Genomic DNA, 26,675 nt, shown 5'->3' with positions numbered 1-26,675 from the left:
CTGACCGTGGCTGTCAAAGAGAGCGCCATCATCAAGGAGTTGAACCACTACCTGCTTGGCCACCCCGACGAGACGACGGCGACGATGCCCCTTTTCGACGCGTTGCTCGATCACTCCAGGCAAGGTCTGTGTCTGCACCACGGGAGCTGCCCGGTGGTCCGGGCGGGCGCCATTCTGATGGACGAGCAGGGGCGGGCGCTCGCCCTGCGGTACGGGGACGCCTGGGGGTTCGCCGAGGGCGCGCCCGACCCCTCGGACCAGTCGCTCAGCCGGACCGCGACACGCGTGCTGGAGGAGTTCGCGGGCGTCCAGAACGTCTGGACGGCGCCCGGCGAGGAGGGCCCGATCCTGGTCGACACCTCGCCCGCCGCCCCCGAGGACGGACGCCGCGTCCGGTACGGCTTCCGCTATCTCTTCCGGACCCACTCGCGCGTCCTCGTCCCCGCGATGGCCGCGCTGGGCCGGGCGCGCTGGACCTCGGTGGACGAGATCGGGCCACCCCTGCTCCGCACGCGGCTGCAGGACCGGCTGGCGGTGTCGCGGTGAGCCCGAGCGCGCAGCAAGTCGCGTATGTGCTGGCCGTGCTGGCGCTGGGCGGTTCGCTCGCGCTGGCCGTCTGGCGGAGTTGAGCCGCGAGACCCTAAGGGCGTTCGGGCGCCCCGAGTTCGGCGGCGCGGCGCCGGAGCAGTTCGCGCTCGCGCGCGTTGCGGGTGAGCCCGGCCGCCCGCTCGAACTCGGCCCGCGCCTGTTCCCTGCGTCCCAGCCTGGCCAGCAGGTCGCCCCGGACGCTGGGGAGCAGGTGGTACGCCTTCAGCGCCGGGTCGTCGGCGAGGGCGTCCACGAGCGCGAGTCCGGCCGCCGGGCCCTCGGCCAGGGAGACGGCGACGGCGCGGTTGAGTTCGACCACCGGGGAGGGTGTGAGCGCGGCGAGCCTGCCGTACAGGACGGCGATCGCGCGCCAGTCCGTCTCCTCGTACGTCACCGCGCGGGCGTGGCAGGCCGCGATGGCCGCCTGGAGGGCGTAGGGCCCCGGCGCCGCGCCCGCGCGCGCGGCGAGGGAGCCCGCGTGGGTGAGGGCGGCGAAGCCGCGGTGGATGAGGAGCTGGTTCCAGCGGGCCCGGTTCTGGTCGGCGAGCAGGACGGGCGCGCCGTCGGGTCCCGTACGGGCGGGTGTCCGGGACGCCTGGAGCTCCAGCAGGGCGGCGAGCGCGTGCGCTTCGGGTTCGCCGGGCATCAGGCCGGCGAGTACGCGGGCGAGGCGCAGGGCGTCCTCGCAGAGCCCGGGGCGCAGCCAGTCGTCCCCCGCGGTGGCCGAGTACCCCTCGTTGAAGACCAGGTAGATGACCTCCAGTACGGAGGAGAGCCGCGCCGCGCGCTCCGCACCGTACGGCACCTCGAACGGCACGCCCGCCGCGGCGAGACTGCGCTTGGCGCGCACGATGCGCTGGGCGACGGTCGCCTCGGGGACGAGGAAGGCGCGGGCGATCTCGTCGGTGGTGAGTCCGCCGAGGAGGCGCAGGGTGAGCGCGATGCGGGCCGGGGTGGAGAGGACGGGGTGGCAGGCGGTGAAGATGAGGCGGAGGAGGTCGTCGTCGATCTCCTCCCCGATGTCTCCGCCGCTGCCTCCCCGGAAGCTTCCGCCGGTGTCTCCGCCGCCGGTGCCGGTGCCGAGCACCGCCGCCTCGGGGGTCTCCGGCCCGGGAGAGTCCGCCAGGGCCCGGCCGACCTCGGCGAGCTTGCGGGCGTACGTCTCCCGGCGGCGTACGAGGTCGATGGCGCGGTGCCTGGCCGTGGCCATGAGCCAGGCCCCCGGCCGGTCCGGGACGCCCGACCCCGGCCACCGCTCCAGCGCCGCGACGAGCGCGTCCTGCGCGATCTCCTCGGCGATGCCGATGTCGCGCACGATACGGGCGACCGCCGCGATGATCCTCGGGGACTCGATCCTGAAGACCGCCGCCAGCGCGCGCTCCGCGCGGTCCGCGCCATTCACACGGTCCGCGCGGTCCGCCCCGGCCGCGCCGTGCGGTCCGTCCGGCTCGTCTGCCCTCACGGGCACCCATCAGAACACACACGCCCGCGAGGGGCGCGGCGAGCCCGTCGGGCCCCGCCCTACTCGGCGATCTGCCGGACCTCGCAGGTCACGTCGTACTCGTCCCCATGCACCTCGACGAAGCGCCGCGCCCACTCGACGGCCTCCGCCTTGTCCTTCGCCTGCATGAGCGCGTACCCGCCGATGACCTCCTTGGCCTCGGTGAACGGCCCGTCGGTGACGGTGAGTTTCCCGCCCTTCTCGTGCCGGACCCGCACCCCCTCGGAGGTCGGCGTCAGCCCGGCGGTGTCGAGCATGACGCCGGCCTTGGTGATCTCCTCCAGCAGCGCCCCCATGCGCTGCTGGAGCTCGGGACTCGGGCCGCCGGCCGGTGCGGTGGCCTCGTCGATACGTACCAGGGACAGAAAGCGCGGCATAGTGACTCCTCAGGTGTGGGGGCGGGCTGTTTCCCGCCTCTCACCCTTACGTCGAACGGGAGACGCCCGGATCGACACACGCCGGGAAAATCTTTCGAAGATCTTTCGGCCGGGGCCCCGTTGCGCCTTCGGGCAGCGCGCCGGGCCCTCCCGGACGGCGATCGTGCCCCCGCGCCGCTGCTCATCGTGCCCGGCCGCCTCTAGGGTCGGGGAAGTGAGCCTATGGACTTCCCTCGAACCTGCCTCGACGACCATGGACGCGGGTGCGACCAGATCCGTGACGTTGCGGCTGCGCAATACCGGTGACGTGGTCGACGAGTACCGTTTCGTCCCGGTCGGCGACCTCGCGCCGTACGCCACCGTCGAACCCGCGACCCTCCGGCTCTACCCCGGTACCACCGGCACCGTCACCGTCACCTTCGCGCCGCCGCGCACCCCCGACTCCACCGCGGGACCGCATCCGTACGGTGTGCAGGTCGTGCCCACGGAGCACCCGGACGCCACGACGGTCGCCGAGGGCAACATCACCATCGCCCCCTTCTCGGAGCTGCGCGCCGAGATCGTGCCGCCGACCGTCAAGGGCCGGTTCCGGGGCCGGCCCAAGCTGGCCGTCGACAACCTCGGCAACGTGAAACTCACCGCGTCCATCAGCGGCAGCGACAACGGCGATCAGCTCAGCTACGAGATCCTGCCCGGCAGCATCCAGATCGAGCCGGGGCGCGCCGCGTTCGTGAAGACGACGCTCAAGCCGCGCCAGATCACCTGGGCCGGGCAGAAGCAGGAGCGGCCGTACACGCTCGACATCCGCAGGTCGGGCGCGGAGCCGACGCCGGTGGACGGGACGTACGTACAGCGCAGCGTCATGCCGTACTGGCTGATGACGGTGATGAGCCTGCTGCTGGTGCTCACCGTCACCGGGTTGATCCTCTGGTTCAACTTCAAGCCGAATGTGCGGAGCTTGGCCAAGGAGAAGATCGAGTCGGTCGCCGCCGAGGCGATCAAGCCCTCCGAGCCCGCGGCGCCGAAGCTGCCCGAACCGGCCCCCTCCGCGGAGACCCCGGAGCAACCGAAGCCCGATCCGGACGACGGGGGCGGTGACAACGGCGGTGGCGGTGGCGGTGGCGGCGACGAGCCCAAGGAGAAGAAGGACCCGGCGTCGCGTACCCGCGTCCAGGTCAGGGACGTGCGGACCGACAAGTGCGCCGACATCCTCGGCCGCGAGAAGGGCGCCCCGAACGGGGTGGTCCAGCACTCGTACTGCAACCCCCCGGACGAGGACAACCAGCTCTGGAACCTTGAGGTCCGCTACAAGAACAAGGCCCCCAACGGCACCAGCGTCTTCCAGATCCGGAACGTCACGGACGAACTGTGCATGGACCTGGGCGGCTACGAGGGTGTGGACCCCGGGACCCCGGTCGCCGAGTTCCCCTGTGACGGCACCACCAGCGACAACCAGCTCTGGTGGCTCGACCTCCAGGACAACGGCAACGACACCCTGTCGCACTACTACATACGCAACCTCGCCAGCGACAACATGTGCCTGAAGCTGAGCCGCCCCGACCCCAACGTCGACGACTACGGCCCGGACGCGCCGCTCGTGGTCAAGAAGTGCACCGACGGCGACGGCGGGGCCTGGAAGTTCGTCACGGAGAAGCGGGCCAAGGAGCTGTCGCAGCAGGGCGGCTGACCAGCCGTAAGGCCGTACGGACGGAGGCTGTTACGGGCGGAGGCCGTTACGGGCGGGGGGCGGCCGCGTCCGGGCGCCCGGGGCCGTGCAGTTCACCGAGCGCCGTCCGCAGCGCGTCGGAAGTGAGGGGCTCGCCCGGCAACGGGCGGGCCCCTTCCGCGCGCAGCCCGTCGAGGAAGAGCGCGAGCAGCCGCCGCCAGGACCCGGACGCGGCCGTCTCGGCGGCCGGTACGGCACGGCCCAGCGCCGCCAGCGCGAAGAGCACGTCCGCCACCGACACGTCGTCGCGTACGGTGCCGTCCTCGCGGCACCGCGCCAGCAGGGCGCCGATCGTCGCGGCGTTGTGGACGTGCAGGGCCTCCAGCGTGGGCACGCCCGGCATGGCCGTCGTCATCAGGTCCGTGACGCCCCGGTCCGTGGCCAGCCCCTCGAAGGTCCGCTCCAGATAGGCCACCAGCCCCGCCCACGGATCCGCCGCCTCCCGGGCGCGCTCCCCGGCCTCGATGGTCGCCGCGAGCCCGTCGCCGAAGACGGCCTCGATCAGCGCGGCCCGGTCGGGGAAGCGGCGGTAGAGCGTGGCGTTGCCGACCTCGGCCCTGCGGGCGATCACATCGAGCGGGGCCTCGACGCCCTGCTCCGCGTAGACCGCGCGGGCGGCGGCGATCACCCGTTCCCGGTTGCGCTGCGCGTCCTGTCTCACGGCCGTACCGTACCGTGGCGCCGACAAGTGTGGAGTACTCCCCGCTTTCCGGTTTCCCTGTTATCGTCGAGAGCGATAAACGGGGAGGACTCCCCGCTTTACTTCGCCCTCGCAGGGATCCGGGAGACCACCATGCCCACCGACTCCACCTCCACCTCCACCGGCCCTGCCGGTTCCCCTACCGGTGACGGGGTACGCGCCGGGGACGCCGGCGCCGAGGACCTCGCCCTGGGCGACTGGCCCGGCTTCACCGCCGACCCGTACCCGCGCTACGCGCGGCTCCGCGCGGCCGGCGCCGTCCACCCCGTGAGCCTCCCCCTCGGCGCGCCGCAGTGGCTCGTCACCGACGGTGCCACGTCCCGCGCCGCCCTCACCGACACCGAGCGGCTGCGCAACGACATCCGCCACTCCTCCTCCTGGAAGAGCGACGGAGGCCACGCCGTCGGCCGCAACATGCTCCAGGTCGACCCGCCCGACCACACCCGGCTGCGCCGCCTGGTCGCCAGGGAGTTCACGCAGCGCCGGGTGCAGGCGCTGCGCCCCCGCGTGCAGGAGATCGCCGACGGGCTGCTCGACGCCGTGGCGGCGGACGGCCGCGCCGATCTCGTCGACGCGTACGGCTTTCCGCTGCCGGTCACGGTCATCTGCGAGCTGCTGGGTGTCCCGGCCGGCGACCGGGAGCCGTTCCGCGCCTGGTCGGCACAGATCGTCGCGGTGACCGACCCGGAGGCCGGGCAGCGGGCCAACCGCGAGATGACGGAGTACTTCCTCGGCCTCATCGAGCAGAAGCGCGCCCTGCCGGCCGGGGCCGCGGAGAGCGATCTGCTGCACGCGGTGATCCACTCCACCGATGAGAACGGGGACGGGGACGGCGCGCGGCTCGACACCGAGGAACTCCTCGGCATGGCCTTCGTGCTGCTGGTCGCCGGGCACGAGACCACCGCGCACCTGATCTCCAGCGCCGTCCACCATCTGCTGCGCCACCCCGGCCAGCTCGCCGCGCTGCGCGCCGACTGGACGCTGCTGGACGGCGCGATCGAGGAGACGCTGCGGTACGAGCCGCCCGTACAGGCCACGTCGTACCGTCACACCGCCGAGCCCGTCACCCTCGGCGGGACCCGGATCGCCGCGGGCGAGCCCGTCATGTTCTCGATCGCGGCGGCCAACCGGGACCCCGAGCGGTTCCCCGACCCGGACCGCTTCGACATCCGCCGCGACCCGGCCGTCACCCGGGGCCATCTCTCCTTCGGCCATGGCATCCACCACTGCCTGGGCGCCCCGCTGGCCCGCCTGGAGGGCGCCGTCGCGCTGCGTACGCTGCTGGAGCGCTTCCCGGGCCTCGCCCTGGACGAGACGGGCGCCGCGGGCGACGGAGCCGGTGCCGGTGCGCCCGAGTGGCGTCCCGGTCTGCTGCGCGGGCTGAACCGGCTGCCCGTCCGCTGGTAGCCGGTTCAGCCGCCGGGCCTCACTCCGCGCCGAGCGCCTCGAACCGCCAGCGGTGGACCGGCCGGGCGATCATGTCCGGCGCCGGGTCCGGCAGTTCGGGGACCTCGGCGTCGTAGGAACCCTCCCACCAGGTGATGACGAGGACCCGGTCCCCGGCCTCCCCCGGGGCGCGGAAGAGCTCACGGCGCAGCGGCGCGGGCGCCAGCTCGTACGCCCCGGCCCACGCCAGCAGCTCCGCGCCCCGGCCGGGCGCGGCCTTGGCCTCCCACATCAGCGCGACGGTCATGGGTGTCATGGGTGTCATGCGAGCCTCATGAGTACAGGTTGTCCTTCGCGAGTTCATGAACGTGATCGTGATCGTGCGGGTGGGTGTGGCCGTGCCCGTGGCCGTCGTCCGGGCCGCCCGGCACATGCGGTTCGGTCACCGGCAGCGACGAGTCCGCCGACAGCTCCCAGTCCGAGGCCGGCCGCCCGCGGGCCACCATCTCCGCGCCCAGCGCCGCCACCATCGCCCCGTTGTCCGTGCACAGCCCCGGGCGCGGCACCCGCAGCCGGATCCCGGCCCGCTCGCACCGCTCCTGCGCGAGCGCGCGCAGCCGGGAGTTGGCCGCGACGCCGCCGCCGATCATCAGATGGTCGACGCCCTCGTCCTTGCAGGCGCGGACGGCCTTGCGCGTCAGTACGTCCACGACCGCCTCCTGGAAGGAGGCCGCCACGTCCCGTACGGGCACCTCCTCGCCCGCGGCCCGCTTCGCCTCGATCCAGCGCGCCACGGACGTCTTCAGCCCGGAGAAGGAGAAGTCGTACGCGGCGTCGCGCGGCCCGGTCAGCCCGCGCGGGAACGCTATGGCCGCCGGATCGCCCTCCCGCGCCAGCCGGTCGATCACCGGGCCACCGGGGAAGCCGAGGTGCAGCACGCGCGCGATCTTGTCGAACGCCTCGCCCGCCGCGTCGTCGATCGTCGCGCCCATCGGCCGTACGTCGCTGGTGATGTCGGGCGCGAGCAGCAGCGACGAGTGCCCGCCGCTGACCAGCAGCGCCATCGTCGGCTCGGGCAGCGGGCCGTGTTCGAGCTGGTCGACGCAGATGTGCGAGGCCAGGTGGTTGACGCCGTACAGCGGCTTGCCGAGGGCGTACGCGTACGCCTTGGCCGCCGAGACCCCCACCAGCAGCGCCCCGGCGAGCCCCGGACCCGCCGTCACGGAGATCCCGTCGAGGTCGCGCGCGGTGACCCCGGCGTCCTTCAGCGCGCGCTCGATCGTCGGGACCATCGCCTCCAGGTGCGCGCGGGAGGCGACCTCCGGCACGACACCGCCGAAGCGGGCGTGCTCGTCGACGCTGGACGCGACGGCGTCGGCGAGCAGCGTCGTCCCGCGCACGATGCCGACGCCGGTCTCGTCGCAGGAGGTCTCGATGCCGAGGACGAGCGGTTCGTCAGCCATGGTTCTCAGTTCCCTGCGTCTCTGTTCCAACTGTGTCCTCGGCGGCCCGCGCCCGGAAGCGCATGACGAGCGCGTCGACGTTGCCCGGCTGGTAGTAGCCGCGCCGGAAGCCGATGGGCTCGAAACCGAACCGTTCGTAGAGCTTCTGCGCCCGCGTGTTGTCGACCCGTACCTCCAGCAGCACCTCGTCGCACTCGAAGGCGGTGGCGTGCTGGAGCAACTCGGTGAGGAGCCGGGAGCCGAGGCCGGTGCCCCACCGGTCGCGGGCGGCGGCGATGGTCTGTACGTCACCGAGGCCACCGGCGGCGGCGAGCCCGGCGTACCCGACGATCCGCCACGCGCCCGCCGCGGCCGTCCCGGCGTCCGTCACTGCGGCCGTCTCGGCGACGACGTAGCGGCGCGTCGCCGCCGGGCCGCGCGCGTGCGCCAGCTCCGACCAGAACATCCCCGGTGACCAGGCGTCCTCGGGGAACAGCTCCCGTTCGAGGGCGAGCACAGGCTCGATGTCCCACCAGCGCATCTCCCGCAGGACCACAGAAGCGGAATCCGATGAAGCGGTCACTTCGGGGTGACCACCTTGTAGTTCTTCGGCACCTGCGCGTCGGGCCGCCGCAGATAGAGCGGCAGCGGCGCCAGGAACTCCCCGCCCGCGGCCAGCCGCTCGGCGGCCAGCGCGGCCAGCGCCTCGGCCGACTGGTGCTCGGGGGCCCGAGCGTCCGGGAAGACCTCCGGGTACAGCAGCGCCCCCGCGCCCACCACGGGCAGGCCCGCGAGCTCGTCCCCGAACCGGTCCGCGAGGTCGGCGGGGCGGTCCACCGCGGGCTCGGTCAGCCGCGTACGGGAGTCGGCGTACCGCGCCCAGTAGACCTCCTTGCGGCGGGCGTCCGTAGCCACCACGAACGGCTCCGTGAGGCCGGACGCGTACGCCAGCCCGTCCAGGGTGCAGAGCCCGCGCACCGGGACGCCGAGCACCGAGCCGAAGGTCGACGCCGTCACCAGGCCGACCCGGAGCCCGGTGTACGGTCCTGGCCCGACCCCGACGATCACATCCGTCACGGCGTCGAGTTTCCGTCCGGCGCGGGCGAGGACCCGGTCGACGGCGGGCAGCAGCAGCTCCCCGTGGCGGCGCGCGTCGACCAGACGCTCGGCGGCCAGGGCGGAGGAACCGTCGTGGAGAGCGACGGTGACGGCGGGCGTGGCGGTATCAACGGCGAGCAGAAGCACGCAAACAGCCTACGGCTCCCGGCGCCGGGGCACGGCGCCCCGCCCCGTCATCCCGCTGCTGCTAACGTCACCACGGAGTCATACGTACGAGAGGTGGATCAAGGTGTCCAGGAGCAGCTCGGGAATCGTGGCCGGGCTCACCGCAGCGGCTGTCGCCGTGGTCGGTTTCCTCGCCTTCCAGGCATCGGCGAACGTCCCCGACACTCTCGGGAAGCCCACAAAAGCGGCCCCCAGCTCCTTGCCCGCCGCCGGCGGCGCCCCCGCGCAGAAGCCGAAGGACCCGACGGCCCTGCCGGCCGACTCGGGCTCGGGGATGCGGGTCGTCTACGCACTGGCCGACCGGCGGGTGTGGCTGGTGGACGAGAAGGGCAGGTCGACGCGGACGTTCACGGTCATGCCGAGCACGGTCAACCCGACGCCCGGCTCGTACACCGTGACCTCGCGGTCCGGCTCCGTGACCGGCTCGGACGGCGTACGGATCGAGCACGTGGTGCGGTTCACGACCGTCGACAACGTGGCGATCGGGTTCAGCGCGGCGGTGGACGGCACGCTCACCAGCCCCGACCCGACGCTGAAGACGGGCGGGGTCAGGATGCGGGTGGCGGACGGGAACGCGATGTGGACCTTCGCGACGGTCGGCTCGAAGGTGGAAGTCATCCCGTAGTTCCGGACCCCGGCCCTCAGCTCCCGGTTCCCGGACCTCTGTCCCCGGTCCCCTGTTCCCGGATCTCTGTTCCCGGACCTCTGTTCCCGGTCCGGTTCGATTACGCGGCGTCGCGCTCGTGCGCGGCGCCGCACTGCTGTCCGGCCTGCTCGCCGCTCTCTCTTCGCAGTTCCACCGCCGGGTCCTGCTCCTGGTCCCGCTCCGCGTCGGGCTCCGGCGCGCGCGGGGGCGTCGAGACGGCCGCCGCGGCGGCGCAGGACGCGAGCAGATCGTGCATGGGGACGGACGACGGCGACGGCGTCCGCGCCGGATACGACGAGGGCCGCGGACGGATATCACGCTCGGGCGCCGGCATGGGTGCCTCCTGAGGCTCCGGGGGCAGGCATGGTTAGGTAGACCTAACCAAGTCTCCCTACCATGTGACCACGCACGGCAGGGCACGCGCAACATTTTGCCGACGTCTTGTCGGAATGTACGGAACGGCTGACCGAATCGCCGACCCGGCCGGTGCCCGGTCGGCGGGCGGGGCGGCAGGGCGGTGGTACGCCGGAGCCGCGGGGGCTACGCGGCCGGCGCGGCCAGCGGGGCCAGATCCGTCTCCGCCCACCGGGCGCCGAGGCCGGTCAGGGTGACGGTGCGGCGGTCGTCCTCGGCCGTCGCCGCGGGGTCCGCCCCGCCCTCCGGCGCGACGGCGGTCCCGCCGACGACCCGGTGGATGACGACGTGCAGCCGGTCGTCCGACAACTCCTCGACCTTGCCGTCACCCCACTCCACGACCACCACGGAGTCCGGCAGCGAGACATCGAGGTCGAGGTCCTCCATCTCGTCGAGGCCGCCGCCGAGCCGGTACGCGTCGACGTGGACCAGCGCGGGTCCGCCGGTCAGCGAGGGGTGGACGCGGGCGATCACGAACGTCGGGGAGGTGACGGCGCCCCGGACCCCCAGGCCCGCGCCGAGGCCGCGCGTCAGGGTCGTCTTGCCGGCGCCCAGCTCACCGGTGAGCATTACCAGGTCGCCGGGGCGGAGCAGCGCGGCGAGGCGCAGGCCCAGCTCCGTCATCCGTTCGGGCGAATCGACGGTGACGACCGTGCGGGTCTCGGCCGTAAGGGTGACGTCGGGACGGGCGGCGTCAGACGCCGGGCTGTGCGGTGCTTCCATGCGTACCAACGTTAGACGGTGCGGGCACCGCCCCGATCCGTATCAGCAGGTCGGCCAGCCGGTCCGTGACGGCCTCCGGGTGCTCCAGCATCACCAGGTGCCCGGCGTCCGGGACGAGCACCAGCTCCGCGTCCGGCAGCAGATCGCCGATGGCCTCGCTGTGGGTGCTGGGGGTCACCAGGTCCTTCTCCCCGGCCAGTACGAGCGCCGGGATCTCCAGGAAGGCGGGGAGCGCGGTCGCCTTGTCGTGCTCGGTGAAGGCCGGGTAGAACTCGGCGACGACATCGATCGGGGTGGACTCGATGAGCCGTTCCGCGAACCGCGCGACGCCCGGGTCCACGTCCTTCGAGCTGAAGGAGTACCGCTTGATCAGCCCGGCGGAGATCTCCGCCGTGGCCCGCCGTCCGCGCTCGACCAGCTCCGCCTGCGAGCCGAGCGCCCGCAGCACGCCGGGGAGCACGCTGCGTACGGCGTTGACGCCCATGCTCGGCAGCCCGTAGGTGACCTCGGCGAGCTTCCCGCTCGACGTGCCGACGAACGCGACGCCGACGACCCGGTCCCGTATCAGCTCGGGGTACTGGTCGGCCAGCGCCATCATCGTCATGCCGCCCATGGAGTGGCCGACCAGCACCACGGGGCCGTCGGGCGCGGCGGCCTCGATGACGGCCTTCAGGTCGCGGCCGAGCTGGTCCATCGTGACCGGGGCGCCGTCGGGGCCGCGCTGGGCCACGCCCCGGGCGGAGCGGCCGTGGCTGCGCTGGTCCCAGTGGACGGTACGGACGAGGCCGCGCAGCGCGGCGCGCTGGTAGTGCCAGGCGTCCTGGTTGAGGCAGAAACCGTGGCTGAAGACGACGGTGACGGGCGCGGGCGCCTTCCGGCCGAAGAGCCGCCGCCGGCGCGGGGCGGCCGACGCGCCGGTGCCCTTCGCCCCGGCCTCCGCCGCCGCCTCCGGGGTGATGTCGTCGACCTCGTAGTACAGCTCCGTACCGTCGTCCGCGAGGGCCCGGCCCGGGGTGCCGCGCAGGGTGCCGTACGGTCCCGACGCGTCCAGCGCGAGCCGGGCCTTCCTGCGTATGCCGCGCCCGACGGTCATCCTCTCGATCGCCACACCGGCGGCGGCCCCGGCGGCGATCACGCCGATGGCGGCGCCGGCGAAGCCCGCCCTGCGCCAGTTGCCGCTCTCCGTCACGGTGCGTCCCCCGTCGTCGGCCCAGTCGGTGCCGTCGGTCCTGTCGGTGCCGTCGGTCCTGTCGGTCCTGTCGGTCCTGTCGGTCCTGTCGGTCCGGTCGGTCCCGTCGCCGGACCGCCCGGCTCAGCATGCCCACGCTCATTCACATAGACGCGGGGCACGCGGGATCCGATGCGCGTGACGATCTCGTACGCGATGGTCCCCGCGGCCTGCGCCCAGTCCTCGGCGGTCGGTTCGCCCCGGTCGCCGGGGCCGAAGAGGACGGCGGTCGCGCCCGGCTCCGGCGTGTCGCCGCCGAGGTCGACGACGAACTGGTCCATCGCGATCCGTCCGGCCACCCGCCGCCGCACCCCGCCGACCAGCACGGGGCCGCGCCCGGAGGCGTGCCGGGGGATGCCGTCCGCGTAACCGAGCGGGATCAGGCCGAGGGTGGTCTCCCCCGGGGTGACGTAGTGGTGGCCGTAACTGACCCCGTGCCCCGGCGGCACCTGCTTGACCAGCGCCACGGAGGCGGAGAGCGTCATCACGGGGCGCAGGCCGAACTCCTCGGGGGTGCCCAGCTCCGGGCTGGGCGAGATGCCGTACATGGCGATGCCCGTCCGCACGAGGTCGAAGTGCGACTCGGGGAGGGTGAGCGTGGCCGGCGAGTTGGCGATGTGCCGTACCTCGGGCTCGACGCCCGCCTTCTCGGCGTACGTCACCACCTCGTCGAAGACCTCCAACTGGGCGGCGATCGACGGGTGTCCCGGCTCGTCGGCACAGGCGAAGTGCGACCAGAGCCCGGTGACCCGCACCTCCCCGGCGGCCTGCGCGGCGAGCGCGGCACCGACGAGTTCCGGCCAGTCGGCGGGCTGGCAGCCGTTGCGGCCGAGCCCGGTGTCGGCCTTGAGCTGGATCCGCGCGGGCCGCCCCGCCGCGCGCGCGGCGGCGGTCACCTCGCGCAGCGCCCACAGCCCGCTGACGGACATGTCGAGATCGGCCTCGATCCCCTCCCGCCAGGGATCGCCGGGCGTCCAGAGCCAGCACAGCACCCGCCCGCCGATCCCGGCGGCCCGCAGCGCGAGCGCCTCCTGCGGCGTGGCCGCCCCCAGCCAGGCGGCCCCGGCGGCGCGGGCGGCGCGGGCGACGGGCAGCATGCCGTGTCCGTACGCGTCGGACTTCACGACAGCCATCACCGCGACGTCGTCCCCGACCCGGGAACGCAACGCGCGCACATTGCCCCGCAGGGCGGCGAGATCGACTTCGGCCCGCGCCCGCGGGGTGGCCGAGGTCTGCATGATTCCGGTCATCGGGCCCAGTCTCTCAGTTCCCCGGCCGCCCGTGCGATCACGGTACGGCGAGCGCCCGCCCCGGCACCCGGCGTCCCGTCTCACCGGCTCGGAGCGAGCCGCCCGTCAGCCCCTGTCCGCCACCACGTTCCGCCACGCCTCCCCCACGGCCGCCGCCACGTCGTCCGCCGCCACCGGTGCGCCGTGCGAGGCCAGGCGGGCCGCCAGGCCGTGCAGGTAGGCGGCGGCCGAGGCGGCGTCGCGGGCGGGGAGGCCGGTGGCGAGGAGGGAGCCCGCGAGGCCGGAGAGGACGTCGCCGCTGCCCGCCGTGGCCAGCCAGGGGGTGCCCGTGGGGTTGACGCGGACCGGGGCCGACGGGTCCGGGGCGGCGACCAGGGTCGTCGAGCCCTTCAGCAGGGCCGTCACGCCGTACCGGGCGGCCAGTTCCCGTACGGCCGCGAGCCGGCCCGCCTCGACCTCTGCGCGGGGGACGGAGAGCAGCGCCGCCGCCTCGCCCGCGTGCGGGGTGAGCAGCGTGCCGGCCGTACGGGGGCGTACCGCCTCCGGGGTGACATGGCGCAGGCCGTCCGCGTCGACCAGGACCGGGACGTCCGAGGCCAGGACCTCCGCCACCGCCGAGCGGGCCCACGAGCCCTCGCCGAGCCCGGGGCCCACCACCCACGCCTGGACGCGGCCGGCCTCCGAGGGCGGGCCCTCGTGCACCAGCGTCTCCGGGAAGCGGGCGAGGACCGCCTCGCTGCCGGGACCCACGTACCGTACGGCGCCCGCGCCGCCGCGCAGCGCGCCGGAGACGGCGAGGACCGCCGCGCCCGGGTAGCGCGCCGAGCCGGCGACCACGCCGACGACGCCGCGCCGGTACTTGTCGCTCTCCGCGGTCGGCGCGGGCAGCAGCCGCGCCACGTCCGCGTGCTGCAGCGCCTCCAGCTCGGGGACGGAGGGCAGGTGCGGGGCGAGGCCGATGTCCACCAGCCGCAGCGCGCCCGCGTGTTCGCGCGCCGGGTCGATGAGCAGGCCCGGTTTGTACGCGCCGAAGGTGACCGTCGCGTCCGCGCGCACCGCCCGCTCCGCCGACTCGACCTCCCCGCTGTCCGCCTCGACCCCGCTCGGCAGGTCGACGGCGACGATCACCGCGTCCGCGGCGCCCGCCGCCCGTACCACCGGCACCGCGTCGGGCCGCAGCCCGCCGTGGCCGCCGATGCCGGTGATGCCGTCCACCACCAGGTCGGCGGCGGCCAGCACCTCATAGGGGTCGTCCGCGACCCGGCCGCCCGCGCCGAGCAGCGCCTTCAGCCCGCCCGCGTGCGCCCGGCCGGGTGCGAGGAGCACCGCCGCGACCCCCGCGCCCCGGCGGGCCAGCCGGGCGCCGGCGTACAGGGCGTCGCCGCCGTTGTCACCGCTGCCGACGAGCAGGACGACGCGTGCCCCGTACACCCGTCCGAGCAGGTCCTTCAGCAGCCCGGCGCAGGCAGCGGCGAGACCGGCGGCGGCGCGCTGCATCAGCGCGCCCTCCGGCAGCCGCGCCATCAGCTCGCGCTCGGCGTTCCTCACGGTCTCCACGCTGTAGGCGGTACGCATCAGCCCTGCTCTCTCCTCAGCGGCTCTCCGGCTCCACGGCCGTTCCTCTCGCCTCAACCCTCCGCGATCACCACGGCCGACGCCACCCCCGCGTCGTGGCTGAGCGAGACGTGCCAGTTCCGTACGCCCAGCTCGGCGGCGCGCGCGGCCACCGTGCCCGTCACGCGCAGCCGTGGCCGCCCGGTCTCCTCGACGTACACCTCGGCGTCCGTCCAGTGCAGCCCCCCGGGCGCGCCGAGCGCCTTGGCCACGGCCTCCTTCGCGGCGAACCGCGCCGCCAAGGAGGCCGTACCGCGCCGCTCGCCGCCGGGGAGCAGCAACTCGCTCTCCAGGAAGAGCCGGTCGGCCAGTTGCGGGGTGCGCCGCAGCGACTCCCCGAACCGGTCGATCTCCGCGACGTCGATCCCCACCCCGATGATCACTGAACTCCCTCTCTCCGCTTCACTCCACCACGGCGGCTACTCCACCGTGACCGATTTCGCCAGATTCCTCGGCTGGTCCACCTCGTTGCCCCGGGCCGTCGCCAGCTCACACGCGAACACCTGCAACGGCACCGTCGCGACCAGCGGCTGGAGCAGCGTAGGCGTCGCGGGGATCCGGATGAGATGGTCCGCGTACGGCACCACCGCCTCGTCCCCCTCCTCCGCGATCACGATGGTGCGCGCGCCCCGGGCCCGGATCTCCTGGATGTTCGAGACGATCTTGCCGTGCAGCACCGAGCGCCCGCGCGGCGACGGTACGACGACCACCACCGGCAGATCCTGTTCGACCAAAGCGATCGGGCCGTGCTTCAGCTCGCCCGCCGCGAACCCCTCCGCGTGCATGTACGCGAGTTCCTTGAGCTTGAGGGCGCCCTCCAGGGCCACCGGATACCCCACGTGCCGACCCAGGAACAGCACCGTCCCCTTGTCCTTCAGGGTGCGCGCGAGTGCTCGTACGGGTTCCATCGTGGCCAGGACGCGCTCCACCTCGCCCGCGATCCGCCCCAGGTCGCGCACGACGTCGCGGATCTCGTCGCCCCACTTCGTGCCGCGCCGCTGGCCCAGATAGAGCGCGACCAGATAGCAGGCCACGAGCTGGGTCAGGAACGCCTTGGTGGAGGCGACGGCGACCTCCGGGCCCGCGTGCGTGTAGAGGACCGCGTCGGACTCCCGGGGGATGGTCGACCCGTTCGTGTTGCAGATGGCCAGCACCTTGGCGCCCTGCTCGCGCGCGTGCCGCAGCGCCATCAGCGTGTCCATCGTCTCCCCGGACTGGGAGATCGCGACGACGAGCGTGCGCCGGTCCAGGATCGGGTCGCGGTAGCGGAACTCGCTGGCCAGCTCCACCTCGCAGGGCAGCCGCGTCCAGTGCTCGATGGCGTACTTGGCGATCAGCCCGGCGTGGAAGGCCGTCCCGCACGCCACGATCACGACCTTGTCCGCCTCGCGCAGCACGGCCGCCGGGATGCGCACCTCGTCGAGGGTGAGCGCGCCCTCGGCGTCGATCCGGCCGAGGAGGGTGTCCGCGACGGCCTTCGGCTGCTCGGCGATCTCCTTGAGCATGAAGGAGGCGTAGCCGCCCTTCTCGGCGGCGGAGGCGTCCCAGTCCACGTGGTACGAGCGGACCACGGCCGGGGCACCGTCGAAGTCGGTCACGGTCACGCCGTCGCGGCGCGCCTCCACGACCTGATCCTGGCCCAGCTCGATCGCCGAGCGCGTATGGGCGATGAACGCGGCCACATCGGAGGCGAGGAACGACTCGCCCTCCCCGACCCCGACGACCAGCGGCGAGTTGCGGCGCGCGCCGACGACGACATCGGGCGCGTCCGCGTGGACGGCGACGAGCGTGAAGGCGCCCTCCAGCCGCCGGCAGACCTGACGCATCGACTCGGCGAGGTCGCCGCAGGAGGAGAACGCCTCGGCGAGGAGGTGCGAGACGACCTCGGTGTCGGTGTCGGAGCCGAGGTCGTGACCGCGCCCGGCCAGCTCGGCGCGGAGGGCGGCGAAGTTCTCGATGATCCCGTTGTGGACGACGGCGACGCGGCCCGCGTTGTCGAGGTGGGGGTGGGCGTTGGCGTCGGTGGGGCCGCCGTGCGTGGCCCAGCGGGTGTGGCCGATGCCGGTGACGCCGCCCGGCAGCGGGTGTTCCACCAGCACCTTCTCCAGGTTGACGAGCTTGCCCGCCTTCTTGGCGGCGGCGAGCCCGCTGTCGGCGAGGACGGCGACCCCCGCGGAGTCGTACCCCCGGTACTCCAGGCGCTTGAGTCCCGCGATGACCACATCGAGCGCCGACTGTCCGCCCACGTAACCCACGATTCCGCACATACCGTTCCCTTCCTTGCTGTTCTTGGCTGTTCCTGGCTTTTCCATCGCGCTGACCGCTTTCCCGCCTTTCCCCTCTTTCCGGGCGGCATCGTCGCAGACCGCGCACCGGTGCGCGGGGACCTCGCGTACACGCCACGTGACCGACCCCACCCCCGGCGGACTCCCGCGCGCCTCCGCGCGCCCCGGACAATGGCCGGGTGATCACCACGCCGACGTCACCGCCGCCACGGGGCCCCGCCCGCCGGACCGACCACGGGCCGACCCCCTACGTCGACCTCAGCCGGGCCGAGTGGAGCGCGCTGCGCGACAGGACGCCGCTGCCGCTGACCGCCGAGGAGGTCGAGCGGCTGCGCGGGCTCGGGGACGTCATCGACCTGGACGAGGTACGGGACGTCTACCTCCCGCTCTCCCGGCTGCTCAACCTGTACGTGCAGGCCACCGCCGGGCTGCGCGGCGCCCTCAACACCTTCCTCGGGGACGCGGGCAACGGGCACGGCGCGCAGCGCGGCACCCCGTTCGTGATAGGGGTCGCGGGGAGCGTGGCCGTGGGCAAGTCGACCGTGGCGCGGCTCCTCCAGGCGATGCTGGCCCGCTGGCCGGAGCACCCGCGGGTCGAACTGGTCACCACCGACGGCTTCCTGTACCCGATGAGGGAGTTGCAGGCGCGCGGGCTGATGTCGCGCAAGGGGTTCCCGGAGTCGTTCGACCGGCGGGCCCTCACCCGCTTCGTCGCGGACATCAAGGCGGGCAAGGACGAGGTCACCGCGCCCGTCTACTCGCACCTCATCTACGACATCGTCCCCGGCGAACTGCTCACCGTACGGCGCCCCGACATCCTCATCGTGGAGGGGCTGAACGTCCTCCAGCCCGCGCTGCCCGGCAAGGACGGCAGGACGCGGGTGGCGCTCGCCGACTACTTCGACTTCAGCGTGTACGTCGACGCGCGGCCCGAGGACATCGAGAGCTGGTACCTGAACCGGTTCCGCAAGCTCCGCGAGACGGCGTTCCAGGACCCGTCGTCGTACTTCAGGAAGTACACCCAGGTCTCCGAGGAGGAGGCCCTGGAGTACGCCCGTACGACCTGGCGGACCATCAACAAGCCCAACCTGCTGGAGAACGTGGCACCCACCCGGGGCCGCGCCACCCTGGTCCTGCGCAAGGACCAGGACCACAAGGTCCAGCGGCTCTCCCTGCGCAAACTCTGACCCGCGCACACTCCGACCCGCGCAAATTCCGACCCGCGCATACTCTGACCTGCCCCATCCAGCACCTGAGGAGCGGCCGACGTGCTGCATCTGCGTCTGCTCGTACCGGCCGACCGTACCGACGAGGTGGTACGGGCCGTCGAGTCCACCGTCGGCACCGCGCATCTCGCCGTCGTCCCCGGCGCGGCACGCGACCCGCACGGGGACCTGATCCTGTGCGACGTGGCGCGCGAGGCGGGCGACGAGCTGATCTCGGAGCTGTGCCGCCTCGGGGCCGACGAGTTCGGTTCGATCTCCGTGGAGGACGTCCATCTGTCGCTCTCGAAGCGCGGCGACGAGGCGGAGAAGGCGGCGCCGGGCGAGGGGGCCGACGCCGTGCTGTGGGAGCATCTGGAGGACGTGACACACGAGGAGTCCACCCTCTCGGTCACCTATCTGGCGTTCCTCACCCTCGCGACGATGATCGCGGCGTGCGGTGTGGTGCTCGACAACGCGATCCTGATCGTCGGCGCGATGGCGGTGGGCCCGGAGTTCGGCCCGCTGGCGGGCATCTGTACGGCGCTGGTCCAGCGCGCCCCGCGCCTGGCGTGGCGCTCGCTGGTGGCGGTGCTCGTCGGGTTCGCGGTGGCCATGGCGCTGACAACGGTGTTCGGCCTGATGATGGACGGCTTCGGGCTCTTCTCCGAGTCAATGCTGGAGGCGGACCGCCCGAACACCTCGTTCATCTGGAACCCCGACCTCTTCTCGCTGGTGGTCGCGGCGCTCGCGGGCGCGGCGGGCATGCTCTCGCTGACCTCGGCGAAGTCGGGCGCGCTGGTCGGCGTCGCCATCTCCGTGACGACGGTCCCGGCGGCGGCCAACGCGGCGGTCGCCCTCGGCTACGGCGACTTCGGCCAGGTCTGGGGCTCCACCGGCCAGCTCCTGCTGAACCTGGCGGGCATCGTCGCCGCCGGAACGCTCACGCTGCTCGCGCAGAAGGCGTTCTGGGCGGCGACGCGGCTCCGGGACGGCCGCTGACCCGCACGGCGACGGCACCGGACCAGGCGGGCCGCCCGACGGGGCGGCCCGCCTGCCATGTCAGAAACCGGACCGGGCACCCGCGACAAACGCGGCCCAGGCGGCGGCCGGGACGACGAGCGCGGGGCCGGCCTTGTGCTTGGAATCGCGGACGCCCACCTGGGCGGTGGGGGTGAGGTCGGCGACCTCGACGCATACACCACCCTCGTTATTGCTGTAGGAAGACTTGAACCAGGCTTCCTCGGGGGCGACTCCGAGTGCTGTGCGGTGAGTCATCGTCAGATCTCCCGTGCTAGTCGTTGCAGGAAGGCGGGCGTCTCACTCGGGGCAAGGGCGCCCGCACGCAGGGCGTCGAACTTGCGGGTGAAGGACCAGATGTTGGTGTCCTTGTCACTGAGGGTCGGGCCACCACCATGGCCGTCCACTTCGACAATCGTGGGCAGTGAACTTCCGAGATCGAGCAGACTGAAGTCGGTCCCGGTCCGGTAAGTCGCCGAACTCATTGGCAGGATCTGGACCGTGACGTTGTCGCCCCGAGTGAGGTTGACAATCTCCTCGTACTGCTCACGCATTACCTCCGGACTGCCCACCACCCTGCGCAGGGCGGCCTCGTCCAGGATGGACCACAACTCCAGCGGGCTTTCCCTACGGGTCAGAGCTTCCTTCCGCCCCATACGGATCTCGATGTGGCGCTCCACGAACTCGGTTGTCGTCTCGTCGACCGGCTTCGCGTTGAGGAACATCTCCCGTGCGTAGCGTTCGGTCTGCAAGAGACCGAAGACCACGTGTGGTTGCCAGGTGCGACTGCTGCGGGCACCACTCTCCAGGCCGATGTACATCCCCATGCCCGACGGCAGGACGCTGCGATAGGTGGACCACCACCCCCGGTTGAGCGAGTCCCGGTGAACTTCCACCAGGAAATTCACGTCCTCCTCGTCGTGGACGCCGTACCGATCGAGCAGGTCCCGCAGGTCCTGCACCTTGGGCAGACCAGTCGCCCCGCCCTCCGTGCGGTGCAGCTTGGACGGAGAGAACGTCAACCCCTCCACCGCCTGAGCCAGGGTGAATCCGGCCTTTTCCCGTAACCGCTTCAGCTCGTAACCGAGTTGAATGCGCCGGACCGTCGGTCCTGTGGGTGCTGCCACGAGCGTGCCTCCTTGGCGGTCAAGCCTGCCTCATCACAGGGCGTGTTACGAGTGTCACGCCTCAAGTCCCGCTTGCACAGGCTTTACCCCGTTCGATCGCATATACCAATTAGCGCGGAATTCCCGCACCAAGTTGCTCGCCGCTAGGCCACACCCCACGCTGAATGGAGTTACCGCTCCATCACCAACGGTAACCGGCGCGTGCGTTGCCACCTCAGGCGCGTGCGCCCAAGCACCAGAACCGCCGCCGGGAGACTCCCATGTCGCTTCCCCCCACCAACCCCATGCGCCGCCCCGCCCAGAGCCCCCGCATAAAGACCGCCATGGAACCCGGCGCCGTTCTTCCCTCCCCCCTCGGACATCCCGCCTACAGCCAGACCATGCCCTGCGCCCCCGAGTCGGCACGCCGGGCCCGGCTGCTGGTGAGCGCCGCGTGTACCGCTTGGGGGTTGCCGGGGCTCACGGACAGCGCCGCGCTGGTCGTGTCCGAGCTGATCGGCAACTCCGTCCGGCACAGCGGCAGCCATCTCGTGCGCGTGCTGGTCTCGCTGCCCGAGCCGGGGCGGGTCCGGGTGGCCGTCGTCGACAAGTCACGGACCGCGCCCGCGCCCCGGACCGTGGACGACAGCGCGGAGGACGGGCGCGGCCTCGTCGTGGTCCAGGCGCTGGCCGACCGGTGGGGGACGGAGGTCCTGCGGTGGGGAAAGCAGGTGTGGGTGGAGCTGCGCACCGACTCGGGCGGCGGGGAGTGAGCGGGCGGCCGGGAGACCAACTCCCTGATCCGGCACGGCTGACGGCACGGCAGCAGATGGCCATCGAGTGCGTACGGTGCGAGCGCCGGCTGGGGCCCAGGGGGCGCGTGCTCGGAGAGGCGCGGTACCGGGGTTTCGTCTTCCGGCTGTGGGTGTGCGTACCCGAGTGCCCGCCCCGCGAGGACGCCCCACGGTGAGGCCTCACCCGCACACCGCCCCGCCGGACCCGCGTCGGGCACTGCTGGACGCCACCATGACCTGCCTGGCGATCGCCGCACTGCTCGCCGCCCTGGGGCTGGGATACGGATACAGCCCGCCGGGACCGCGACCGGACGCGCGGGACGGTTCGCCCTGCGGGGCGCACGGCAGCTGCACATCCCCCGCATGGCACCGGATGGCGCCACACGGTGCCGTGTGGTGCCATCCGGTGCCATTTCATGCCTGCCACGGAGCACGAGTACGTACTCCGCCACCACGATCCACCCCACCCTTCCTACGTTTCCGCAGGTGAACGAGGGTGGCACCACATGCACCCACGAACGATGCCATTCAGGCTTGCGCGTGGCGCCACAACGGTGCCATGATGGCGTCATGGACCTCACCCCGTATGTCGACACCCTCCGCCGCGAACTCGCGGTGGCCGCCGAGGCCGGCGGCGAAGACGCCCGCGAACTGGCCGAGCGGCTCACCGCTCCGCTGGAGTCGGCGACCCGGCTGACCATGCTCAATGTGCTCTCCGCCGCGATGGACGAGATCACCCGCGAGCTGGCCCCCGGCTCGGTCGATGTACGGCTGCGCGGGCTCGACCCCGACTTCGTGGTGACACCACCGCCCGCCGACGGCGGCACCACGGAAGCGGCCACCGCGCCCGTCGAACCGCTCAGCGCCCCGGCCCCGGCCGACGGCGACGAAGGGGGCACCGCCCGCGTCAATCTGCGTCTGCCGGCCCACCTCAAGGCGCGCGCCGAGGAGGCCGCGGGCCGGGAGGGCCTGTCGGTCAACGCCTGGCTGGTGCGGGCCGTGTCGGCCGCGGTCGACGGCGGTACGCGGCCCCGTACGACGGAGAAGACCCGCGCCATCGGACAGAGCTTCACGGGGTGGGTGCGCTAGCCGGCACCCCGTACCCCGCGCCCCGCCGCACGCATCACTTCATCCACATCACGTCCCCACCAGCGGGGACGCCCCGAAGACCCAAGAGGACGGGACAGCCATGCCTTCTTTCGACACTCCCCTGGCGATCTCCACCACCGCACATGTGGAAGCCGGCTCCATCCAGTTCACCGCGGGCGACCGCGTCGACACCGTCGTCGAGGTGCGCCCCCGCGACCCGAAGCGGGACCTGGACCTGCGGACGGCCGAGCAGACCGAGGTCACGTACGCGAGCGGGGTGCTGACCGTCAGGACGCCCAAGCCCAATCTGCTCGGCCGCACCGGCACCGTCGACGTGACGGTCGAACTGCCCGCGGGCTCGCGCGTCGACATGACCGGCGCCTGGACCCAGGTGCTCGGCGAGGGCCGGCTCGGCGAGGTCCGCGTGAAGACCTCGTCCGGCGACGTCCGCCTCGACACCACCGGCCCGCTGCACCTGAAGGCGTCGCACGGCTCGATCACCGTGGACCGGGTCGAGGGCCCGGCCGAGATCACCACCAGCTCCGGCAGCCTGCGCGTCGGCCTCGTCGACGGCTCCGCCGTGCTGAAGAACTCGCACGGCACCACGACCGTCGGCGCCGCCACCGGTGAGCTGCGGGTCAGCGGCGCCAACGGCGACATCGACATCGCGCGCGCCGAGGACTCGGTCACCGCCACCACCGCCCACGGCACCCTGCGGGTGAGCGAAGTGGCCCGCGGCACCGTCCAGTTGGAGACCTCGTACGGAGCCATCGAGGTCGGCATCCGCCAGGGCACCGCCGCCTGGCTCGACGTCAGCTCGGGCTCCGGCCAGGTGCGCAACTCGCTCACCTCGTCCGACACCCCGGAGCAGACCGAGGACACCGTCAAGGTCCGCGCCCGTACCCGGCACGGCAACATCGACATCCGCCGCGCCCGGGACTGAGCGCCGGCCCCGCGCACTCCCCTGTTCCTCCACTCCCCCGCTCCCCCGCTCCCGCACGCGCGCAGCCCATGTCATCCCACCCTTAACACAGGAGGGCTCCATGCCTTCATCTGTCATGCCCACATCCATCCAGGACGGCGACCACCCGTCGCCGGCCGCCGTCTCCGCCGCCGGTCTGCGCAAGTCGTACGGGGACAAGACCGTCCTCGACGGCATCGATCTGCACATCCCGGCCGGGTCCGTGTTCGCGCTGCTCGGGCCCAACGGCGCCGGCAAGACCACCGTGGTGAAGATCCTTTCGACGCTCATCACCGCCGACGGCGGCCAAGCCCAGGTCGCGGGCCACGACATCGCCACCGCACCGGACGGGGTACGCGCCGCGATCGGCGTCACCGGACAGTTCTCCGCCGTCGACGGCCTGATCACCGGCGAGGAGAACATGCTCCTCATGGCCGACCTGCACCACCTCTCCCGCAGCGAGGGACGCCGTACCACCGCCGAACTGCTGGAGCGCTTCGACCTGGTGGAGGCCGCGAAGAAGCCCGCCTCCACCTACTCCGGCGGCATGAAGCGCCGCCTCGACATCGCCATGACCCTCGTCGGCGGCCCGCGCATCATCTTCCTCGACGAGCCGACCACCGGCCTCGACCCGCGCAGCCGCCACAGCATGTGGCAGATCATCCGCGAACTGGTCTCCGGCGGCGTCACCGTCTTCCTCACCACCCAGTACCTGGAGGAGGCCGACGAACTCGCCGACCGCATCGCGGTACTGAACAACGGCACGATCGCCGCCGAGGGCACCGCCGACGAGCTGAAACGGCTCATCCCCGGCGGTCACGTACGACTCCGCTTCTCCGACCCCTCCGCCTACCGCACCGCCGCCACCGCACTCCACGACATCACCCGGGACGACGAGGCGCTGTCCCTCCAGATCCCCAGCGACGGCAGCCAGCACGCCCTGCGCGCCATCCTCGACCGGCTGGACACCGCCGGCATCGAGGCAGACGAACTCACCGTCCACACCCCCGACCTCGACGACGTGTTCTTCGCCCTGACCGGCACCACCGTTCCTGGCCAGCCCAAGGAGGCAGTCCGATGAGCACCCTCTCCCTCGCCGTACGCGACTCGAACACGATGCTGCGCCGCAACCTCCTGCACGCCCGGCGCTACCCCTCCCTCACCCTGAACCTGCTGCTCACCCCGGTCATGCTGCTCCTGCTCTTCGTCTACATCTTCGGCGACGTGATGAGCGCGGGCATCGGGAGCGGCGGGGCGGACCGGTCGGCGTATCTCGCGTATCTCGTCCCCGGCATCCTGATGCTGACCATCGGCGGCAGCACGATCGGCAGCGCGGTGTCCGTCTCGATGGACATGACCGAGGGCATCATCGCCCGCTTCCGTACGATGGCGATCCACCGCGGTTCCGTACTCATCGGGCATGTCGTCGGCAGTGTGCTGCAGTGTGTGATGAGCGTGGTCGTGGTCGGGGCGGTCGCCGTGGCCATCGGGTTCCGGACCACGGACGCCACCGCCCTGGAGTGGATCCTGGCCGTCGGCCTGCTGGCGCTCGTCTCCCTGGCGCTCACCTGGATCGCGGTCGGGATGGGACTGTCCAGCCCGAACGTCGAGGCGGCCAGCAACAACGCCATGCCGCTGATGGTCCTGCCGCTCCTCTCCAGCGCGTTCGTCCCGGTCGACGCGATGCCGGGCTGGTTCCGGCCGATCGCCGAGTACCAGCCGTTCACCCCCGCCATCGAGACCCTGCGCGGACTGCTGCTCGGCACCGAGATCGGCCACAACGGGTGGCTCGCGGTGGCCTGGTGCCTGGCCCTCTCCGTGCTCGGCTACCTCTGGTCCACGTCGCTCTTCAACCGCGACCCGAAGTAGCGGACGCGGGATCGGCCGGCGGCTCGTCCCACTCCGGTGGGGCGAGCCGCTCGTTGTGCGAGGTCCCGGCCACGTCTGCGAGGTTCCCGGCCACGTCGACCACCTCGGCGCCCTCACGACGTATCCGCTCGACTCCCCAGGCCCCGAGCGGTCCGAGCGCCTGGTTGAGGGTGTGCCCGTGCTCGGTCAGGGAGTACTCCACCCGGGGCGGCACCTGGGCGTAGACCTTCCGGTGAACGAGACCGTCCTCCTCCATCTCCCGCAGGTGCTGGGTCAGCATCTTCTCGCTCACGCCCGGCAGCCCGCGCCGGAGTTCGGCGAAGCGGCGTACCCCATAGGCGTCCAGCTCCCACAGGATCAGCCCCTTCCACTTGCCGCTCACCACGTCGAGCCCGGCGTCGATGCCGCAGATGTACGGCCCGTTCCTCGGCGCCCTGGCCATCGCCGCCCCCTTACTAAAAGGTAAGTACCGCAGTAAATAGTGGGTACTTCCGAGAATAGCGGGGCTCTTCGAGCATGGAGAGGTGAACGAACGACACGAACAGCAGAAGAGCGCCGTCACCGTGATCGGGCTGGGCCCGATGGGCCGGGCGATGACCCGTACCCTCCTCGGCGCGGGCCACCCGGTCACCGTCTGGAACCGCACCGCCGACCGGGCCGACGGCGTCGTCGCCGACGGGGCACGGCTCGCGGCGACACCCCGCGAGGCGGTCGGAGCGAGCGACCTCGTGATCCTCAGCCTCACCGACTACCGGGCGATGTACGACATCCTCGACCCCGCCACCGCCTCGCTCACCGGCCGGGCGCTCGTCAACCTCAGCTCGGACACCCCCGACCGCACCCGCGAGGCAGCGACCTGGGCGGCCGGCCACGGCGCCGCCTTCCTCACCGGCGGTGTCATGGTCCCGGCGCCGATGGTCGGTACGGAGGCGGCGTACGTCTACTACAGCGGCTCCGATGAGGCGATGGAGGACCACCGAGCGGTGCTGGCGCACCTCGGCACACCGAGGTATCTGGGCGGGGACCCTGGCCTGGCCCAGATGATGTACCAGGCCCAGCTCACAGTGTTCCTCACCACCCTGTCCGCCCTGATGCACGCCACCGCGATGCTGGGCACCGCGGGCATGAACGCCAGGGACGCCCTGCCGGAGCTGCTCGCCTCCGCCGACTCGACCGGCGCCATCCTGCGCGCAGGCGAGGAAACCCCGGGCGCGGCGCTGGACGCCGGAGAGCACCCCGGCGACCTCAGCACGGTCACCATGATGGGCGCCACGTCCGACCACATCGTCGAGACCAGCACCTCCCTCGGCCTCGACCCCGCGCTCCCCCTGGCCGTACAGGCCCACTACCGGCGCGCGATCGAGGACGGACACGGCGGCGACAACTGGACCCGCATCATCGACGGCATCCGACAACCACGCTGACCCGAGGCACTCGGCCGGACAGCCCGGCCGAGCGGCCAGGGCCGCA

General features: G+C 72.5%; 29 protein-coding genes. 12 read left to right on the top strand and 17 right to left on the bottom strand.

What is annotated here, in order from left to right; genetic code table 11:
* Positions 1-6: 6 nt before the first annotated feature.
* On the top strand, positions 7-546 hold the full coding sequence (locus AB0P17_RS03375) for an NUDIX domain-containing protein (protein ID WP_365807131.1): 540 nt from the start codon (positions 7-9) through the stop codon (positions 544-546).
* 94 nt (positions 547-640) lie between these two features.
* On the opposite strand, the gene AB0P17_RS03370 is transcribed toward AB0P17_RS03375, so the two are convergent.
* Positions 641-1,990, bottom strand: coding sequence for a sigma-70 family RNA polymerase sigma factor (locus tag AB0P17_RS03370; protein WP_365807332.1), 1,350 nt, complete (start codon positions 1,988-1,990; stop codon positions 641-643).
* A gap of 119 nt (positions 1,991-2,109) precedes the next feature.
* Positions 2,110-2,466 carry a YciI family protein gene (locus tag AB0P17_RS03365; RefSeq protein WP_365807129.1) on the bottom strand — a complete coding sequence of 119 codons (357 nt, stop codon included), beginning with the start codon at positions 2,464-2,466 and terminating at the stop codon, positions 2,110-2,112.
* A 214-nt stretch (positions 2,467-2,680) separates the two neighbouring features.
* Between AB0P17_RS03365 and AB0P17_RS03360 the strand changes: the two genes are divergently transcribed.
* Positions 2,681-4,153 carry an RICIN domain-containing protein gene (locus tag AB0P17_RS03360; RefSeq protein ID WP_365807128.1) on the top strand — a complete coding sequence of 491 codons (1,473 nt, stop codon included), beginning with the start codon at positions 2,681-2,683 and terminating at the stop codon, positions 4,151-4,153.
* 46 nt (positions 4,154-4,199) lie between these two features.
* On the opposite strand, the gene AB0P17_RS03355 is transcribed toward AB0P17_RS03360, so the two are convergent.
* Positions 4,200-4,853, bottom strand: a complete 654-nt coding sequence (locus AB0P17_RS03355; protein ID WP_365807126.1) for a helix-turn-helix domain-containing protein — start codon at positions 4,851-4,853, stop codon at positions 4,200-4,202.
* Between the two features lie 132 nt (positions 4,854-4,985).
* Here AB0P17_RS03355 and AB0P17_RS03350 point away from each other — a divergent pair, with 132 nt between their 5' ends.
* Positions 4,986-6,299 carry a cytochrome P450 gene (locus AB0P17_RS03350; protein WP_365807124.1) on the top strand — a complete coding sequence of 438 codons (1,314 nt, stop codon included), beginning with the start codon at positions 4,986-4,988 and terminating at the stop codon, positions 6,297-6,299.
* Positions 6,300-6,318: 19 nt separating this feature from the next.
* Here the strand turns inward: AB0P17_RS03350 and AB0P17_RS03345 are convergent, their stop codons facing one another.
* Genes AB0P17_RS03345 through tsaB form a run of 4 tightly spaced genes read right to left on the bottom strand, consistent with a single transcriptional unit; the run spans position 6,319 to position 8,965 of the window.
* Positions 6,319-6,585 (bottom strand): hypothetical protein, encoded by a 267-nt coding sequence (locus AB0P17_RS03345; RefSeq protein ID WP_365807330.1) that lies wholly within the window; start codon positions 6,583-6,585, stop codon positions 6,319-6,321.
* Between the two features lie 25 nt (positions 6,586-6,610).
* Complete coding sequence (gene tsaD / locus AB0P17_RS03340) at positions 6,611-7,741, bottom strand: tRNA (adenosine(37)-N6)-threonylcarbamoyltransferase complex transferase subunit TsaD (protein WP_365807122.1); 1,131 nt, start codon at positions 7,739-7,741, stop codon at positions 6,611-6,613.
* Entirely contained in the window at positions 7,734-8,261 is a 528-nt protein-coding gene (locus tag AB0P17_RS03335) for a GNAT family N-acetyltransferase (RefSeq protein WP_365807328.1), read from the bottom strand. The genes tsaD and AB0P17_RS03335 overlap by 8 nt, the downstream gene beginning before the upstream one ends.
* A gap of 38 nt (positions 8,262-8,299) precedes the next feature.
* The gene (tsaB, locus tag AB0P17_RS03330) at positions 8,300-8,965 is read right to left on the bottom strand and encodes a tRNA (adenosine(37)-N6)-threonylcarbamoyltransferase complex dimerization subunit type 1 TsaB (RefSeq protein ID WP_365807120.1); all 666 of its coding nucleotides are present in this window, start codon (positions 8,963-8,965) and stop codon (positions 8,300-8,302) included.
* A gap of 103 nt (positions 8,966-9,068) precedes the next feature.
* On the opposite strand from tsaB, the gene AB0P17_RS03325 reads away from it, so the two are divergent.
* Complete coding sequence (locus AB0P17_RS03325; RefSeq protein ID WP_365807118.1) at positions 9,069-9,629, top strand: hypothetical protein; 561 nt, start codon at positions 9,069-9,071, stop codon at positions 9,627-9,629.
* 100 nt (positions 9,630-9,729) lie between these two features.
* Here AB0P17_RS03325 and AB0P17_RS03320 read toward each other — a convergent pair whose 3' ends face one another.
* From AB0P17_RS03320 to glmS, 7 genes are all read right to left on the bottom strand, one after another.
* Positions 9,730-9,984 (bottom strand): hypothetical protein, encoded by a 255-nt coding sequence (locus tag AB0P17_RS03320; RefSeq protein ID WP_365807116.1) that lies wholly within the window; start codon positions 9,982-9,984, stop codon positions 9,730-9,732.
* A gap of 206 nt (positions 9,985-10,190) precedes the next feature.
* On the bottom strand, positions 10,191-10,787 hold the full coding sequence (tsaE, locus tag AB0P17_RS03315; protein WP_365807114.1) for a tRNA (adenosine(37)-N6)-threonylcarbamoyltransferase complex ATPase subunit type 1 TsaE: 597 nt from the start codon (positions 10,785-10,787) through the stop codon (positions 10,191-10,193).
* On the bottom strand, positions 10,759-11,976 hold the full coding sequence (locus tag AB0P17_RS03310; RefSeq protein ID WP_365807112.1) for an alpha/beta hydrolase: 1,218 nt from the start codon (positions 11,974-11,976) through the stop codon (positions 10,759-10,761). The genes tsaE and AB0P17_RS03310 overlap by 29 nt, the downstream gene beginning before the upstream one ends.
* Positions 11,973-13,253, bottom strand: coding sequence for an alanine racemase (alr, locus tag AB0P17_RS03305; protein ID WP_365807326.1), 1,281 nt, complete (start codon positions 13,251-13,253; stop codon positions 11,973-11,975). Before alr ends, AB0P17_RS03310 begins: the two co-directional genes overlap by 4 nt.
* 117 nt (positions 13,254-13,370) lie before the next feature.
* The gene (locus AB0P17_RS03300; protein ID WP_365807110.1) at positions 13,371-14,840 is read right to left on the bottom strand and encodes an NAD(P)H-hydrate dehydratase; all 1,470 of its coding nucleotides are present in this window, start codon (positions 14,838-14,840) and stop codon (positions 13,371-13,373) included.
* A 53-nt stretch (positions 14,841-14,893) separates the two neighbouring features.
* Positions 14,894-15,262, bottom strand: coding sequence for a holo-ACP synthase (locus AB0P17_RS03295; protein ID WP_365807109.1), 369 nt, complete (start codon positions 15,260-15,262; stop codon positions 14,894-14,896).
* Between the two features lie 36 nt (positions 15,263-15,298).
* Complete coding sequence (glmS, locus tag AB0P17_RS03290) at positions 15,299-17,146, bottom strand: glutamine--fructose-6-phosphate transaminase (isomerizing) (protein ID WP_365807107.1); 1,848 nt, start codon at positions 17,144-17,146, stop codon at positions 15,299-15,301.
* 200 nt (positions 17,147-17,346) lie between these two features.
* Between glmS and coaA the strand changes: the two genes are divergently transcribed.
* Positions 17,347-18,351 carry a type I pantothenate kinase gene (gene coaA / locus AB0P17_RS03285; RefSeq protein ID WP_365807324.1) on the top strand — a complete coding sequence of 335 codons (1,005 nt, stop codon included), beginning with the start codon at positions 17,347-17,349 and terminating at the stop codon, positions 18,349-18,351.
* A gap of 81 nt (positions 18,352-18,432) precedes the next feature.
* The gene (locus tag AB0P17_RS03280; protein ID WP_365807105.1) at positions 18,433-19,368 is read left to right on the top strand and encodes a DUF389 domain-containing protein; all 936 of its coding nucleotides are present in this window, start codon (positions 18,433-18,435) and stop codon (positions 19,366-19,368) included.
* A 60-nt stretch (positions 19,369-19,428) separates the two neighbouring features.
* Here AB0P17_RS03280 and AB0P17_RS03275 read toward each other — a convergent pair whose 3' ends face one another.
* Complete coding sequence (locus AB0P17_RS03275; RefSeq protein ID WP_365807104.1) at positions 19,429-19,644, bottom strand: DUF397 domain-containing protein; 216 nt, start codon at positions 19,642-19,644, stop codon at positions 19,429-19,431.
* A 2-nt stretch (positions 19,645-19,646) separates the two neighbouring features.
* The gene (locus AB0P17_RS03270) at positions 19,647-20,513 is read right to left on the bottom strand and encodes a helix-turn-helix transcriptional regulator (RefSeq protein WP_365807102.1); all 867 of its coding nucleotides are present in this window, start codon (positions 20,511-20,513) and stop codon (positions 19,647-19,649) included.
* Between the two features lie 260 nt (positions 20,514-20,773).
* Here AB0P17_RS03270 and AB0P17_RS03265 point away from each other — a divergent pair, with 260 nt between their 5' ends.
* From AB0P17_RS03265 to AB0P17_RS03245, 5 genes are all read left to right on the top strand, one after another.
* Positions 20,774-21,265, top strand: a complete 492-nt coding sequence (locus AB0P17_RS03265) for an ATP-binding protein (RefSeq protein WP_365807100.1) — start codon at positions 20,774-20,776, stop codon at positions 21,263-21,265.
* 591 nt (positions 21,266-21,856) lie between these two features.
* Positions 21,857-22,375, top strand: coding sequence for a hypothetical protein (locus AB0P17_RS03260; protein WP_365807098.1), 519 nt, complete (start codon positions 21,857-21,859; stop codon positions 22,373-22,375).
* 100 nt (positions 22,376-22,475) lie between these two features.
* Entirely contained in the window at positions 22,476-23,318 is an 843-nt protein-coding gene (locus tag AB0P17_RS03255) for a DUF4097 family beta strand repeat-containing protein (protein ID WP_365807097.1), read from the top strand.
* Positions 23,319-23,433: 115 nt separating this feature from the next.
* On the top strand, positions 23,434-24,417 hold the full coding sequence (locus tag AB0P17_RS03250; protein ID WP_365807322.1) for an ATP-binding cassette domain-containing protein: 984 nt from the start codon (positions 23,434-23,436) through the stop codon (positions 24,415-24,417).
* A complete protein-coding gene (locus AB0P17_RS03245; RefSeq protein ID WP_365807095.1) occupies positions 24,414-25,205 on the top strand; it encodes an ABC transporter permease in 792 nt (263 codons plus the stop codon). Before AB0P17_RS03250 ends, AB0P17_RS03245 begins: the two co-directional genes overlap by 4 nt.
* Here AB0P17_RS03245 and AB0P17_RS03240 read toward each other — a convergent pair.
* Positions 25,186-25,647, bottom strand: a complete 462-nt coding sequence (locus AB0P17_RS03240; protein WP_365807093.1) for a helix-turn-helix domain-containing protein — start codon at positions 25,645-25,647, stop codon at positions 25,186-25,188. The genes AB0P17_RS03245 and AB0P17_RS03240 overlap by 20 nt on opposite strands.
* An 82-nt stretch (positions 25,648-25,729) precedes the next feature.
* On the opposite strand from AB0P17_RS03240, the gene AB0P17_RS03235 reads away from it, so the two are divergent.
* Positions 25,730-26,629: an NAD(P)-binding domain-containing protein gene (locus AB0P17_RS03235; protein WP_365807092.1), complete on the top strand. Its 900-nt coding sequence runs from the start codon at positions 25,730-25,732 to the stop codon at positions 26,627-26,629.
* Positions 26,630-26,675: the final 46 nt, after the last annotated feature.

Source organism: Streptomyces sp. NPDC088124, from assembly GCF_040685895.1.
Taxonomy (GTDB): Bacteria; Actinomycetota; Actinomycetes; order Streptomycetales; family Streptomycetaceae; genus Streptomyces.
Note: the sequence above shows the minus strand (reverse complement) of the source record. Positions and strands in the feature narration are given on the sequence as shown.